The organism is Stenotrophomonas maltophilia group sp. vghtpe118, assembly GCF_052605195.1.
Map to the genome: position 1 here is coordinate 3,006,975 of NZ_CP199672.1, position 14,572 is coordinate 3,021,546.

At 67.1% G+C, this 14,572-nt stretch carries 12 protein-coding genes; 8 read left to right on the forward strand and 4 right to left on the reverse strand.

All coding sequences use genetic code 11. The annotated features are described in order from the left end of the window. Positions 1–41: 41 nt before the first annotated feature. Positions 42–1,091, reverse strand: coding sequence for a bifunctional nicotinamide-nucleotide adenylyltransferase/Nudix hydroxylase (locus tag ACUDTM_RS13685; protein ID WP_065178416.1), 1,050 nt, complete (start codon positions 1,089–1,091; stop codon positions 42–44). Between the two features lie 239 nt (positions 1,092–1,330). Here ACUDTM_RS13685 and ACUDTM_RS13690 point away from each other — a divergent pair, with 239 nt between their 5' ends. Continuing rightward, positions 1,331–3,178: a patatin-like phospholipase family protein gene (locus ACUDTM_RS13690; protein WP_072167427.1), complete on the forward strand. Its 1,848-nt coding sequence runs from the start codon at positions 1,331–1,333 to the stop codon at positions 3,176–3,178. 340 nt (positions 3,179–3,518) lie between these two features. Here ACUDTM_RS13690 and ACUDTM_RS13695 read toward each other — a convergent pair whose 3' ends face one another. After that, on the reverse strand, positions 3,519–4,886 hold the full coding sequence (locus ACUDTM_RS13695) for a helix-turn-helix domain-containing protein (protein WP_072168740.1): 1,368 nt from the start codon (positions 4,884–4,886) through the stop codon (positions 3,519–3,521). 115 nt (positions 4,887–5,001) lie between these two features. Here ACUDTM_RS13695 and ACUDTM_RS13700 point away from each other — a divergent pair, with 115 nt between their 5' ends. From ACUDTM_RS13700 to mmsB, 5 genes are read left to right on the forward strand one after another with little or no spacing between them, the layout of a single operon-like run. Continuing rightward, positions 5,002–6,507: a CoA-acylating methylmalonate-semialdehyde dehydrogenase gene (locus tag ACUDTM_RS13700; RefSeq protein ID WP_005420657.1), complete on the forward strand. Its 1,506-nt coding sequence runs from the start codon at positions 5,002–5,004 to the stop codon at positions 6,505–6,507. 14 nt (positions 6,508–6,521) lie between these two features. Beyond that, entirely contained in the window at positions 6,522–7,688 is a 1,167-nt protein-coding gene (locus ACUDTM_RS13705) for an acyl-CoA dehydrogenase family protein (RefSeq protein WP_445391363.1), read from the forward strand. Continuing rightward, complete coding sequence (locus ACUDTM_RS13710; protein WP_227836896.1) at positions 7,685–8,482, forward strand: enoyl-CoA hydratase; 798 nt, start codon at positions 7,685–7,687, stop codon at positions 8,480–8,482. The genes ACUDTM_RS13705 and ACUDTM_RS13710 overlap by 4 nt, the downstream gene beginning before the upstream one ends. After that, a complete protein-coding gene (locus tag ACUDTM_RS13715) occupies positions 8,479–9,654 on the forward strand; it encodes an enoyl-CoA hydratase/isomerase family protein (protein ID WP_072168737.1) in 1,176 nt (391 codons plus the stop codon). The genes ACUDTM_RS13710 and ACUDTM_RS13715 overlap by 4 nt, the downstream gene beginning before the upstream one ends. Further along, positions 9,651–10,541 carry a 3-hydroxyisobutyrate dehydrogenase gene (mmsB, locus tag ACUDTM_RS13720; RefSeq protein WP_005420650.1) on the forward strand — a complete coding sequence of 297 codons (891 nt, stop codon included), beginning with the start codon at positions 9,651–9,653 and terminating at the stop codon, positions 10,539–10,541. Before ACUDTM_RS13715 ends, mmsB begins: the two co-directional genes overlap by 4 nt. A 231-nt stretch (positions 10,542–10,772) precedes the next feature. Here the strand turns inward: mmsB and ACUDTM_RS13725 are convergent, their stop codons facing one another. Both ACUDTM_RS13725 and ACUDTM_RS13730 read right to left on the reverse strand, forming a co-directional pair. Next, positions 10,773–11,198, reverse strand: coding sequence for an organic hydroperoxide resistance protein (locus ACUDTM_RS13725; RefSeq protein WP_004153735.1), 426 nt, complete (start codon positions 11,196–11,198; stop codon positions 10,773–10,775). Positions 11,199–11,309: 111 nt separating this feature from the next. Further along, the gene (locus ACUDTM_RS13730; protein WP_072168736.1) at positions 11,310–12,290 is read right to left on the reverse strand and encodes a cation diffusion facilitator family transporter; all 981 of its coding nucleotides are present in this window, start codon (positions 12,288–12,290) and stop codon (positions 11,310–11,312) included. 208 nt (positions 12,291–12,498) lie between these two features. Here ACUDTM_RS13730 and ACUDTM_RS13735 point away from each other — a divergent pair, with 208 nt between their 5' ends. Together ACUDTM_RS13735 and ACUDTM_RS13740 are read left to right on the forward strand one after the other, a co-directional pair. Continuing rightward, complete coding sequence (locus ACUDTM_RS13735) at positions 12,499–13,953, forward strand: SulP family inorganic anion transporter (protein WP_438915218.1); 1,455 nt, start codon at positions 12,499–12,501, stop codon at positions 13,951–13,953. 7 nt (positions 13,954–13,960) lie between these two features. Next, positions 13,961–14,512, forward strand: coding sequence for a hypothetical protein (locus ACUDTM_RS13740; protein ID WP_223483434.1), 552 nt, complete (start codon positions 13,961–13,963; stop codon positions 14,510–14,512). The last annotated feature ends 60 nt before the right edge of the window (positions 14,513–14,572 follow it).

The window sequence follows — 14,572 nt, forward strand, 5'->3', positions numbered from 1 at the left end:
GACACCAGCGGTCTATCCGCCGGTGGGGAGAGCCGGGCAGGTCAGCCGCGGCCGAGGAAATACTCCAGGATGTGCAGGTGGTCTTCGAACAATTGCGGGCCCATGTCCAACGCCTCACTCACCGGTATCCAGCGCGCCTTGTCGGCGTCGTCGCCACCGCGCACCGGCGGCAGGTCACCGGCCGGGAATTCGAAGTGGAAACCGTGGGTGATGGTGCGGCCGCGCTGGCTGCGGTCGGGGTGGTCGAATACCTGCTGGCCCTTCAGCGAACCCTTCAGCACCGGCAGCGGAATCTTAAGGCGGGTTTCCTCGCGCAGTTCGCGCAGGCAACTGTCCAGCAGGCTCTGCTCCTGGCCAACGAAACCGCCGGGCAGCGCCCACAGGCCCTTGCCGGGCTCCGAACGGCGCCGTACCAGCAGCACGTGGCCCGAATGCACCACCACCGCATCGGTGGTGACGAAGGTGGGCGCGTAGGGCGCATCCTTCCAGGCGGCCTTGTACTGTTCGATGAAGCGGTACTCGGCCACCAGCTGGGCATACGCAGGCGCGCTTTTGCGGAACGCTTCGAGCATGTCGTACACCGGCGCCGGCACATTGCCACGCAGCATCAGCAGCGCGCCGTGGAAGTCGACGTCGCCGGCTTCGAACAGGTAGCGCCGCAGCTCGGTGGCCGACAGGGTGGCGGTGTGCTGCACGTCCACCAGCGGCCATTGCGGGAACTCCCGCAGGTAGTAGCTGGAGGCATCCTTGTCCATGCCGATCAGGCCCACCTTTGCATCGGCGGCGGCACCGTCGTTGCGCAGGGCGTCGGCCACCTGGCGCTGCACATTGGCGATCCACTGTGCTTCGTTGTACAGGTGGTCACGCAGCGGGCGGATCAGCAGGCGGTCGGTGTGGCCATCGAGGGCGGCCTGGATCATCACGGCGCGTTCGGCCACGGTCCAGGGATTGCGGAGGCTGCGGGGGGTATCGGCAGAGCCGACCAGGAAGATCAGCTTGCGGGCCCGGCTCAGGGCCAAGCGGGCAACGGCGGCGTGGCCGTTGTGGAAGGGCTCGAATCGCCCGATGAAGACGAGATAGTCGAATTCCATGAGAATCCCTCATGTCGTTGTGGCAGCCGCGGGTCTGTCCCTTGGCTTGCTGCAGATGCTACGCCGATGGTGGAGCCGGTCAAGCCTGCAGGCCTGCCATCTGCTGAACGCCGCAGATTCCTGCCCGGACTGCGGTGGTGTTCTCAGGCCCTGAGAAGCCGCTGCGCCATACTGGCATCCACGCGGCGGACGGTAGGCTCGGGGGCAAGACGGTGGCGGACAAGTACTGCGATCTGGTCATGAAAGGCGGCATCACCAGCGGCATCGTGTACCCCAACGCGGTACTGGCGCTGGCACGCGAGTATCGGTTCAAGAGCATCGGCGGCACCTCTGCCGGCGCCATCGCTGCGGCGGTGGCGGCTGCGGCGGCATACGGTGATCGGCGCCAGCAGGCCGGCGAGCACCTGCCCGGTGATGCCGGTTATGGCGGGCTGTCGGCGGTGTCGGCGCAGTTGTCGCGGCGGGGGTTCATCTACAGCCTGTTCCAACCGGCGCGGGGCGCGCGTGCGGCCTATCGGCTGCTGGTGGTGCTGACCGGCAATGCCAGCTTGCCGCACAAACTGCTGTGCCTGGCGGTGGCGGTATTCGAGATCGCGCCGCTGGAAGTGCTGGTGTCGCTGGCGCTGCTGCTCGGTCTGGGCGGGTGGGGCGGTGGTTGGAGCGGCGTGGCCGCGACGCTGCTGCCGTCGCTGCTGTGCGCCTACGGTGCAGGCGTGGCCGGAGCCGCGCTGCGCGTGGCGCGCGTGGCCCGGCGCAACCTGCTGGGCCTGTGCAGTGGCCTCGGTCGCGATGCACGTAAACCGGCATTGACCGAGTGGCTGCATGAATGCCTGCAGCAGTTGTCCGGCAAGCCGCTGGATGCACCGCTGACCTTTGCCGACCTGCATGACGCGCCGCGCTATGCCGGCGAGCCGGACAGCCCGCATGCGATCAGCCTGCAGATGATCACCACCTGCGTATCGCACAACGAACCACGCACACTGCCGCTGGGCGGCGCGCAGTTCTGGTTCCTGCGCGAGGAGTTCGAGCAGTTGTTCCCCGCCAGCGTGGTGCAGTGGCTGGTGACGGAGGCCGGCCCGCCGCTGGAGGTGGAAGGGCGCCGGTACTACCACCTGCCGCAGGGTCCGAAGCTGCCGGTGCTGGTGGCCACGCGCATGAGCCTGAGCTTCCCGTTGCTGATCAGCGCGGTGCCGCTGCATGAGCCCTCGCGCCGCGAACGCCGCTGCGAACCCACTGCACCTGCCGCCGATCAGGAACACAACGTGGCCGACAGCATGGAAGGGCTGACCAGCGCCGGGCAGACCTGCGGCCCGGTGATTACCGCGTTCCGCATCTGCTGGTTCTCCGATGGTGGCATCAGCAGCAACTTCCCGATCCATCTGTTTGATGCCGCGCTACCGCGCTGGCCGACCTTCGCCATCAACCTGGTCTACCCGCAGCATGCCGAGGACGTGGGCCGTGGCAGTGATGGCCGACAGGCGCTGGAACGTGCCGTGTTCCTGCCCACCGAAAACCGCCACGGTTGGCAACGGCATTACCAGTCCATTGCCACGCCGCTCGCCGCAGCCGAGCTGGGGCGCTTCCTGTTCGCAGTCGTGGCGACCATGCAGAACTGGCGTGACCTGCTGCAGGCACGCGCGCCGGGTTACCGCGACCGTATCGTGCACGTCAGCCTGCAGGGCGACGAAGGCGGCATGAACCTGGACATGCCGCAGGAGGTGCTGACCCGCATCGCCGACAAGGGCAGCCTGGCGGGCGCGCGCTTCTGTTCGTTCTCGTTCGGGAACCACTACTGGATCCGCTGGCGCAACCTGGCCTCGGCCTATCAGCGCTACACGCTGGAAGTGGCGCGTACCGACGACCCGGCGCAGCAGGTGCTGGCCTATCGCGCGGCGTACTCGATGGTTGCCCGTGGCGAGCCGGCACCGCCGTCGTACAAGCTCGGCTCGGAAGACAAACGTCGCGGCTCGCAGCAGCTGTGGGCGCAGATGGTCGAGCAGGGCCGCACGTGGGAAGACCTTGGCCCGGACCTGACCGACGGCGCACCGCGCCCGCTGCCGCAGATGAAGGTCACGCCGATCTACTGACCCGGTAGTAGATCCACGCCATGCGTGGATGAACGTCCATCGAAATCGAATATTTCGAACATTCATCGAAGAGCATCCACGCATGGCGTGGATCTACCGCGTCGACCAAGGTCGACACCTACCAGAGCAATACGTCGTTCCGACAGATGGAAGGAAACTGTCGAAGGCGGGGTGGTGTCGGATTGCGGGGTGTCCGCGGCATGGATGCCGCGGCCAAGCCCCCAGGGACGGGTTCACGGCGTCCCCGCAATCCGACACCGCCCCGCAATCCCACGGAATGCCAGCTTTTGCTGTTGCTTCGGCTTCGGCAGGTGCAGGGCGCAGCCCTGCCGAACCAACCCTACCTGCCCGGCAACTGCGCGAACGCGCGCTGCATGCAGTCCTCGCGCGGGCACACGCGGCAACCCGGCCCGATCGATACCGAATTGCCCGGGCTCTGCACATCCAGCCCCAGTGAATACACCAGCCGCTCGGCATGCTGCAGATCGCAGCCCAGCGCCACCGCGAAGGTCTTGCGCGGCTGGCCATGGCCCACCGGGCCACTGCTGACCTGCCGCGCCAGCCAGAAATGACGGCGGCCATCGGGCATGCGCGCGGTCTGGGTAAGGATGCGCCCGGGCTGGTTGAACGCCTCGTAGACGATCCACAGCGGGCACGAGCCGCCCACCTGCGAGAAATGGAAGTCGGTGGCCGAATGGCGCTTGGACACATTGCCGGCACGGTCTACGCGGATGAAGAAGAACGGCAGGCCGGGCGCACTGCGCCGTGCCAGCGTGCTCAGCCGGTGGCAGACCGCCTCGAAGCCGACGCCGAACTGGTGCGCCAGCAGTTCGATGTCGTAGCTGCTGGCCTCGGCCGCACGCAGGAAGCGCATGTAGGGCATGACCAGCGCGCCGGCGAAGTAGTTCGAAAGACCCACCCGCGCCTGCGCGATGCGCGCGTCATCGGTGAAGCCCGCACGCGCCACCACCGCGTCGATCTGCGGCAGGTAGCCGTGCAGGGCCAGTTCGGCGGCCATCTGGAACGCCTGCTGGCCTGGCTCCAGGTAGTCCGGCAGCCACAACCGGCGCGTGCCGGCATCGTAATGGCGCTTCTCGCGCCCGGCCTGCAGTGCGGCCACTTCCACCAGCACGCCGTGGCGGTCGGCCAGCAGCTGGCGCAAGCGCGGCGCCACATGCCCAGGCGATAGCCCCCACTCGGCGAACAGGCGCTCGGCCAGTTCGTCCAGCTCGGGAATATGGTTGTGCATGCGGTTGAAGAACTCGCGCACCTGGTCGCCGGCCGGCAGGGTGCTGCCGGCGCCGGGCTCGCCCAGCTGGAACTCCAGCGCGGCGGCATGCTCGCGCAGTGCCAGGTGGCGGCGGTGCAGGTCCAGCAGCGCACGGCTGACCTGCGGCAGGTTGCCCGCCAGGGCGCGCAGTTCGGTGGCACTGACTTCGGCCAGGCCCAGGTCGCGCAGGGTCTCGCCCAGCGCTTCCTGCAGCGCGGCGGGCTCATCTTCGTCGAACAGCGCCGAAACATCCCCGAGTACCTGGCCCAGCTTCTTCTGCACGGCCGGGGTCAGTGGACGCTTGTTGCGCTCAATCTGGTTCAGGTAGCTGGCCGACAACCCCAGTGCCCGCGCCAGGTCAACCTGGCTGTAGCCGCGCTGTTCGCGCAGCCGCAGCAGGCGCAGGCCGAGTTGCCGCTGGGGAGCTGAGGGATTCACAGAATTAACAGGAATCGTGGGGCGTGTTGGCCAGATTAAGCGGATTCAGCCCGGAAATCGAGGTGGATGCTGTGAATAATGCCAAGCATCTTTCGCACCCTGTGGGATTGTCGTCATGACTGTTGCAGCGCCCCGTATCCGCATGCTGATCGATGGCCAGTTCGTTGAATCGGCCACCTCCCACTGGCAGGACGTGATCAATCCGGCCACCCAGGACGTGCTGGCCAAGGTGCCCTTCGCCACCACCGGCGAAGTGGACGCCGCCGTCGCCGCCGCCAAGGAAGCTTTCAAGACCTGGCGCAAGACCCCGATCGGCACCCGCGCGCGCATCTTCCTGAAGTACCAGCAGCTGATCCGCGAGAACATGAGCGAGCTGGCCCACATCCTCACCGCCGAACAGGGCAAGACTCTGCCCGACGCCGAAGGCGATGTGTTCCGCGGCCTGGAAGTGGTCGAGCACGCCGCCGCCATCGGCAACCTGCAGCTGGGCGAGCTGGCCAACAACGTGGCCAATGGCGTGGACACCTACACGATCATGCAGCCGCTGGGCGTGTGCGCTGGCATCACCCCGTTCAACTTCCCGGCGATGATCCCGCTGTGGATGTTCCCGATGGCGATTGCGACGGGCAACACCTTCATCCTCAAGCCGTCCGAGCAGGACCCGATGGTCACCATGCGCCTGGTCGAGCTTGCCCTGGAAGCCGGCATTCCGAAGGGCGTGCTGAACGTCGTCCACGGCGGCGAGGAAGTGGTCAACGCGATCTGCGACCACCCGGACATCAAGGCCGTGTCGTTCGTCGGTTCCACCCGCGTCGGCACCCACGTCTACAACCGCGCCTCGCTGGCCGGCAAGCGCGTGCAGTGCATGATGGGTGCCAAGAACCACGCCGTGGTGCTGCCGGACGCCAACAAGGAACAGACCCTCAACGCGATGGTCGGTGCCGCCTTTGGTGCCGCGGGCCAGCGCTGCATGGCCGCCTCCACCCTGGTGCTCGTCGGTGAGGCGCGCAACTGGGTGCAGGACCTGGTCGAAAAGGCCAAGACGTTGAAGGTCAGCGCCGGCACCGTGTCCGGCACCGACGTCGGCCCGGTCATTTCCTGCAGCGCCCGCGAGCGCGTGGAAGGCCTGATCGCCTCGGGCGTGGAGCAGGGCGCCAAGCTGGTACTCGACGGCCGCAACCCGCAGGTCGATGGCTTCGAGAAGGGCAACTTCGTCGGCCCGACCATCTTTGCCGGTGTCACCACCGACATGCGCATCTACCAGGAAGAAATCTTCGGGCCGGTGCTGGTCATCCTCGAAGCAGAAACGCTGGAAGACGCCATCGCGATGGTCAACAGCAACCCGAACGGCAACGGCACCGCACTGTTCACCCAGTCCGGCGCGGCCGCGCGCAAGTTCCAGGAAGACATCGACGTCGGCCAGGTCGGCATCAACGTGCCGATCCCGGTGCCGGTGCCGCTGTTCTCGTTCACCGGTTCGCGCGCCTCCAAGCTGGGTGACCTGGGCCCGTATGGCAAGCAGGTGGTGCTGTTCTACACCCAGACCAAGACGGTCACCGCGCGCTGGTTCGATGACGAGACGCTGAGCCACGGCGTCAACACCACGATCAGCCTGAAGTAACGGCAGGAGCAGCCATGAGCCACTCGATGACGACGGAACTGGAAGAAGCGCAGCAGGCGTACCGCGAGGCGGCGCGCGACTTCGCACAGGCCGAACTGGCGCCGCACGCCGCGCGATGGGATGCGGAGGGCATCTTTCCGCGCGAGGCGATCGCCAAGGCCGGTGAACTGGGCTTCTGCGGTCTGTACATGGACCCGGACGTGGGCGGCAGCGGCCTGAGCCGGCTGGACGCCGCCGTCGTCATCGAGGAGCTCGCCAACATCGATCCGTCGACTGCGGCCTACATCAGCATCCACAACATGGCCTCGTGGATGGTGTCCACGTGGGGCCAGCCAGCACTGCGCGATGCGTGGTGCACTGACCTGTCCTCGGGCAACAGGCTGGCCTCGTACTGCCTGACCGAACCGGGTGCCGGTTCCGATGCGGCCTCGCTGAAAACCACCGCCGTGCGCGACGGCGATCATTACGTGCTGAACGGCTCGAAGGCCTTCATCTCCGGCGCCGGTGCCACCGAACTGCTGGTGGTGATGGCACGTACCGGCGGTGCCGGTGCCGGCGGCGTCAGCGCCATTGCAGTGCCGTCGGACCTGCCGAGCATCAGCTTCGGCCGCAAGGAAGAGAAGATGGGCTGGAACAGCCAGCCCACCCGTGGCATCACCTTCGAAAACGTCCGCGTGCCGGTCAGCCACCTTCTGGGAGAGGAAGGCGGCGGCTTCAAGTTGGCGATGAAGGGGCTCGACGGTGGTCGCATCAACATTGCTGCCTGCTCGCTGGGTGCCGCGCAGGGCGCGCTGGATGCCGCGCGCCGCTACATGGGCGAGCGCCGCCAGTTCGGCAAGGCGCTGGCCGAGTTCCAGGCGCTGCAGTTCAAGCTGGCCGACATGGTCACCCAGCTGGTGGCCGCGCGGCAGATGGTGCACACCGCCGCACGCAAGCTCGATGCCGGTGCCAGCGATGCCAATGTGTGGTGCGCGATGGCAAAGCGTTTCGCCACCGATGCCGGTTTCAGCGTCTGCAACGAGGCGCTGCAGATCCACGGTGGCTACGGCTACATCCGCGAGTACCCGATCGAGCGCCTGCTGCGTGACTGCCGCGTGCACCAGATCCTGGAAGGCACCAACGAGATCATGCGGGTGATCGTTGCCCGTCACCTGCTCAACACCGAAGAGGAACTGCGATGAAGGATTGGCGTACCCAGGAGCACGTGGGCCTGAAGGTCGAGGCCGACGGCCATACCGCCGTGGTCACCCTGAACAACCCGCCGGCGCACACCTGGACCGTGCACAGCCTGTCGGCGCTGCGCGACCTGGTCGGCGCGCTCAACGCAGACCGTGACGTCTACGCACTGGTGATCACCGGTGACGGCGAGAAGTTCTTCTCCGCCGGTGCCGACCTCAACCAGTTCGCTTCCGGCGACAAGGCCGCAGCGCGCGAAGCCGCGCGCCGTTTCGGCGAAGCGTTCGAGGCGCTGTCCGGTTTCCGTGGCGTGTCGATCGCCGCGATCAACGGCTACGCGATGGGCGGAGGCCTGGAATGCGCGCTGGCCTGCGACCTGCGCATCATCGAAGACCACGCCCAGGTGGCGCTGCCAGAGGCCACCGTCGGCCTGCTGCCGTGCGCCGGTGGCACCCAGAACCTGCCGCGCCTGGTCGGCGAGGGCTGGGCCAAGCGCATGATCCTGCTGGGTGAGCGCATCAACGCCGAGACCGCGCTGCGCATCGGCCTGGCCGAAGAAAAGGTCGGCAAGGGCGAAGCCAAGGCACTGGCGCTGGAATGGGCGAAAAAGGCCGGCAAGCAGAGCCCGACCAGCATCGCCGCCTGCAAGACGCTGGTACAGGCCACCCGCACCGGCACCCACGCCTCGGCGCTGGTGGCCGAGCGCGAAGCCTTCGTCGACCTGTTCGACACCGCCGACCAGGTCGAGGGCGTGACTGCCTTCCTGGAAAAGCGCGCCGCGCAGTGGAAGAACGCATGAGCACCGACACCGCTGCCGACGACGCACCGGTGCTGTTCGAAGAGCGCGTGGCCGGTAACGGCATGCGCATCGGCATCGCCACGCTCAACGCGCCGCGCACGCTCAATGGCTTCTCGCTGCCGATGGCACACCTGCTGCTGGAGCAGTTGAACGCCTGGGCCGACGACGACGGCATCGCCATGGTGGTGCTGCAGGGTGCTGGCGAAAAGGCATTCTGCGCTGGCGGCGACCTGCACAGCCTGTACAAGGCCATGGTCGCCTTCCGTGAGGCCGGCCGCAGCGACATCCGCGAGAACGACTACGCCGCCGAGTTCTTCGACGTCGAGTACCGCGTCGATTACCTCATCCACACCTATACCAAGCCGATCCTGTGCTGGGGCCACGGCATCGTGATGGGCGGCGGTATCGGCCTGATGTCCGGCGCCAGCCACCGCGTGGTCAGCGAGCGCTCCAAGCTGGCCTTCCCGGAAATCACCGTTGGCCTGTTCCCGGATGTCGGTGGCAGCTGGCTGCTGCCGCGCGTGCCGGGCAAGGGCGGCCTGTTCCTGGCCCTGACCGGCGCGTTGCTCAATCCGGGCGATGCCATCTATGCCGGCCTGGCCGATGTGCACGTGGCTGAAGAACGCCGCAGCGCGGTGTTCGATGCGCTGCTGCAGGTGGCCTGGTCCAGTGATTCCGCACACAACCACGAACGCCTGACCCATCTGCTGCAGTCGCATGCCAGTGATGCTGCGACCGGTCCGCTGCTGGCCAACGCGGCGCAGGTCGATGCGTTGTGCGAAGGCGATGACCTGCCCGCGATCATCAAACGCATCAGCGCGCTGCAGACCGACGATGCCTGGCTGCAGGCGGCACAGAAGACGCTTGCCGCCGGCGCGCCCGGCTCGGCACGTCTGGCGTTCGAGCTGCAGCGCCGCAGCGCCGGCCAGGACCTGGCCAGCGTCTACCGGCTGGAGTACATCACCGCGCTGCACTGCGCCGCCCACGGCGATTTCGCCGAAGGCATCCGCGCACTGCTGATCGACAAGGACCGCAATCCGCAGTGGAACCCGGCCACCCTGGCCGAGGCCACCGGCGCGTGGGCCGACACCTTCTTTGCTTCCCCCTGGGCCGCTGCCGCGCATCCGCTGGCCGACCTGGGCACTCCCCTTGTTGAAAGGAGCCTTGCATGAGCCGCATTGCATTCATCGGGTTGGGCAACATGGGTGGCCCGATGGCCGCCAATCTGGTCAAGAACGGCCACACCGTGCGCGTGTTCGATCTGGTCCCGGCTGCGGTGCAGGCCGCCGTCGATGCCGGTGCCAGCGCGGCGTCGTCGGCACGCGACACCCTGGCCGATGCGGAAGTCGTGATCTCGATGCTGCCGGCCAGCCGCCACGTCGAAGGCGTGTACCTGGGCGATGACGGCATCCTCGCCGCCATCCCAGCGGGTGCACTGGTCATCGACTGCAGCACGATCGCACCGGCCAGTGCCCGCAAGGTTTCCGAAGCGGCCGCCGCGCGTGGCCTGCAGATGATCGACGCGCCGGTCTCCGGCGGTACCGCCGGCGCCCAGGCCGGCACCCTGACCTTCATCGTCGGTGGCGAAGAGGACGCGCTGGAACGCGCTCGCCCGGTGCTGCAGGCGATGGGCAAGAACATCTTTCATGTCGGCGCCAGCGGTGCCGGCCAGGTCGCCAAGCTGTGCAACAACATGGCGCTGGGCGTGATCATGGCGGTGACCGGTGAAGCCATCGCGCTGGGTGTTGCGCACGGGCTGGACCCGAAGGTGCTGTCGCAGATGATGGCGGTCAGCACCGGCCGCAGCTGGGCCACCGAAGTGTGCAACCCGTGGCCGGGCGTGCTGGAAAATGCGCCGGCCTCGCGCGGCTACAGCGGCGGTTTCGGCAGCGATCTGATGCTGAAGGACATGGGCCTGGCGGTGGAAGCGGCGATGAGTGTCGGCGCCTCGATCCCGCTGGGCGAAGTGGCCCGCAACCTGTACTCGATGAACCACCAGGCCGGCCGCGGCAAGCTGGATTTCTCCAGCGTCGTGCAGCTCATCACCAGCGACCGGTAACCGGTCGCTGGTCCGCGCATTCCACCTTATCCCCGCGCCGTTGGCGCACCCCCTTGAACAACAAGGGGGCTCTCCTCCAGAAGGATGGATGCGCGCCGTAGCGAATGCGTCCCCGGCCACGTGCCGGGGCCCACCCGAGGTGGGATGGGCGGATGCTCGGTTTCGACCGGCATCCGCCCATTTTTTTTCACCGCGCGCGGGTAGTGCCGGCCGTTGGCCGGCAGCACCGCATCAGGCAACGATCAGCGTCACGTCGATGTTGCCGCGGGTGGCATTCGAGTACGGGCACACGATGTGCGCCTTCTGCACAAGCTCTTCGACCTGCTCGCGCGGCACGCCCGGCACGTTGATGGTCAGCTCGGCCTCGATGCCGAAACCGGTCGGGATCTGACCGATGCCGACCTTGCCGGTGACGGTGGTGTCGGCCGGCAACGCGACCTTGGCCTGGCCGGCCACGAACTTCAACGCGCCCAGGAAGCAGGCCGAGTAGCCGGCGGCGAACAGTTGTTCCGGGTTGGTGCCCGGGCCGCCGGCGCCGCCCAGCTCGCGCGGGGTCGACAGCTGGATGTCCAGCACGTTGTCGGAGGAGACGGAACGGCCTTCGCGGCCGCCGGTAGAGGTGGCCTGGGCGGTGTACAGAACCTTTTCGATGGACATCGGGATGCTCCTGGTCAGTGGGTGGGTGTTGCGTTGGAGCCTACTTTGCCCGCTTTCCGCGTACGTTGGGTTGCAACGCGTACGAAAAACTTGATCGATCGTCCTGCCGGCCTAGATCGTCCACTCGCGGTCGGTGGTGAACATGATGGTCAGCCAGCGGTCCGGCGAGGCCTCGCCCAGCGCTTCGCCGATCTCGTCGCGCAGCCGGTCCCATTCGACCAGGGGCCGCGGCGGGTCGTCTTCCGGCACCACAAAGAACAGCTCGATCTGCTCGCCACGCCCCACCTGCGCGACGTAGCTGCGGTGCTCGACGAAGCCGTGCCTGGCCACGATCGCGCGTGCCACCGCATCCACATGCGCCTGCAGTTCCGGCGGGGTGACCAGCAGGATGCCGGCCAGCGCCCGGCGCACGGTGCCGAGCGGGGCGATCATCACCAGCACGCAGACGAAGGCGAGGATCGCCGGGTCGATGTACGGCCCGACCCACGCCAGCGAGGTGCCCTGCACCAGCACGCCGCCAAGGAAGGCCAGCAGATAGCAGGCCGACATGCTGGCGGCGATCACCCAGTTCTTCGCGTCCAGTGCGATGAACTCCGAACCGATGCGGCGGTTGGCGCGCAGCACGAACCAGGCCAGCGCACCTTCGCCGACGATCGACAACCCGGCGAAGGCGATGGCCGGACCGAGCGCGATGTGGCGACCGCCGGACATCAGCGCGTCGACCGCATTGACCAGCGCATACAGCGCCGCGCCGATCATCAGCGTGCCGCTCACCCCCAGCACGATCGGCTCCAGGTGCCAGAAACCCATGGTGAAGCGCTGGTTGAGCCGCGACTGCAGCGCGTCGGTGCTGGTGGACAGTGCGATCAGCCGCGCGACCAGCAGTGACAGCCAGGTCATCACCACATCGATCAGGCCGTAGATGCCGTCGAAGATGATCAGCGAGGAATTGGCCAGCAGGCCGAACACCACCGCTGCCGCGGCCAGCAGCAGTGAGGCGGCGATGGACAGGCGCAGCACGCCTTGTTCGGTGGCGGGATCGAAGAACTGTGCGTGGTCGGTGGCCATGGCGCGATTGTAGAGCGGAGCCATGCTCCGCTGCCGTTGCGGGCTGTCGACGCTGTCCCTTGGCAGCCCTGTGCCGTAGACTGCGTCCCCCCCACGTACCGATTCCCGCCTGCAGTGATCACGCCACCCTGACCCTTGCCGCACCTCGGCAGCCGGCCCGCCCGGCTCAGGAACCCGCGTCTTTCCACTGCAGCGCCATGCGGCCACGCCCGCGTGCGCGCGGAGTTTTTCCATGCAAACGTCCTACCCCCTGCGCCAGCAATGGCTCGGCAACATCCGTGGTGATCTGCTGTCCGGCATGGTCGTCGCCCTGGCCCTGATTCCCGAGGCCATCGCCTTCTCGCTCATCGCCGGCGTCGACCCCAAGGTCGGCCTGTACGCCGCGTTTTCCATCGCGGTGGTCACCGCCATCGCTGGCGGCCGGCCGGGCATGATCTCCGCCGCCACCGGTGCAATGGCGCTGGTGATGGTCGACCTGGTCAAGGACCATGGCCTGCAGTACCTGTTCGCCGCCAGCATCCTGGCTGGCCTGCTGCAGGTGCTGGCCGGTGTGTTCAAGCTTGGGTCGCTGATGCGATTCGTCTCGCGCTCGGTCATCACCGGCTTCGTCAACGCGCTGGCGATCCTGATCTTCCTGGCGCAGATGCCGGAACTGATCGGCCACGGCCCCGCCGTCTACGTGCTGTGTGCCGCCGCACTGGCGATCATCTACCTGCTGCCGCGCCTCACCCGCTCTGTGCCTTCGCCGCTGGTGGCAATCGTCGTGCTCACCGCCGTAGTGATCGGCTTTGGCGTGGACGTGCGCAGTGTTGGTGACATGGGCCAGTTGCCGGACAGCCTGCCGCAGTTCCTCATCCCCGATGTACCGCTCAGCTGGGAAACGCTGCGCATCCTGCTGCCGGTGTCGGCCACGCTGGCCGTGGTCGGCTTGCTCGAATCGATGATGACCCTGCAGATCGTCGAGGACATCACCGAGACGCCCAGCGAGCGCAACCGCGAATGCGTCGGCCAGGGCGTGGCCAACACGGTCACCGGGTTCCTCGGTGGCATGGCCGGCTGCGCGATGATCGGCCAGTCGGTCATCAACGTGACGTCTGGTGGCCGCGGCCGCCTGTCCTGCCTGGTGGCCGGCGTGCTGCTGCTGGTGCTGGTGGTGTACGGCAGCGACCTGGTGCGGCAGATCCCGATGGCTGCGCTGGTGGCGGTGATGATCATGGTCAGCATCGGCACTTTCAGCTGGCGCTCGCTGCGCGACCTGCGCACGCATCCGCGCAGCTCGTCGGCAGTGATGCTGCTGACCGTGGTGGTCACCGTGGCCACCCACGACCTGGCCAAGGGTGTGCTCAGCGGCGTGCTGTTGTCTGCCCTGTTCTTCGCCCGCAAGGTGGGCCGCATGCTGGAGGTGCAGCGCGAGGATGCCGGAGACACGCAGGTCTACCGCGTACGCGGGCAGGTGTTCTTTGCGTCCGCCGGCCAGCTGGGCGCGGCGTTTGACTACCAGCACGTGGCGCCGAAGGTACAGATCGACCTGCGGGAGGCCCACCTGTGGGATCTGACTGCCGTCGCCGCGCTGCAACGCGCACAGGAAAAGCTGACCGCGCATGGCGCCGAAGTCAGTGTTGTCGGCCTCAACGCGGCCAGCCAGACGCTGATCGAACAGGTGGGGGACAGGGGCGGTGCGTACTGATGGCCGCTTGCTGTTTTCGCTTGCAAGTTTTCTGATTGAGGCCTGCCTTCACCGGATGCACTGTGATTTCGTGCATTCGGCACAGATCGGAAAAGGACGAGAGATGATCGCAATACGCGTGTTTCCGGTACTTCTGTACTCCGCACTGGGTCTTGGCTTGACGGCGCTATCGCCCAGTGCGGTTGCGACCTCGCCCCGCATCGTTATCGAACATGTTTCCCACCACCGCGCAGGAACCGCTGAGGCGGCGGCGATCGCACGGTGGCTGGACAGCATCCCGGATGCGGATCGGCGGACGATGGAGCTGGGCACGATTACGGTGCAGCAGCGCCGGCCCCCCTCCGATGCCTGGGCCTCTGCCGCAGTGGCCCCTCCCGTTCCGCTTCCGGCCTCGGGTGCTGCCGGTGAGAAGATCACCATCACCAATGAGCTTCCCGGTGGCTTCGTGGAAACCTGGACGTTCCAGTGGGTTGCGGGAGAGGGTGGGGGCGGTTGGAAGCAGACCGATTACGAAACGCACGCGCCGATCGTGCAGCCTGATCGGCCCAACGAGCTGTGACGGAGCGGTGGTGGCCGGTCGCAGCAGGCCACCACCGCTCCAAAGTTGGTCGCGTCAGGT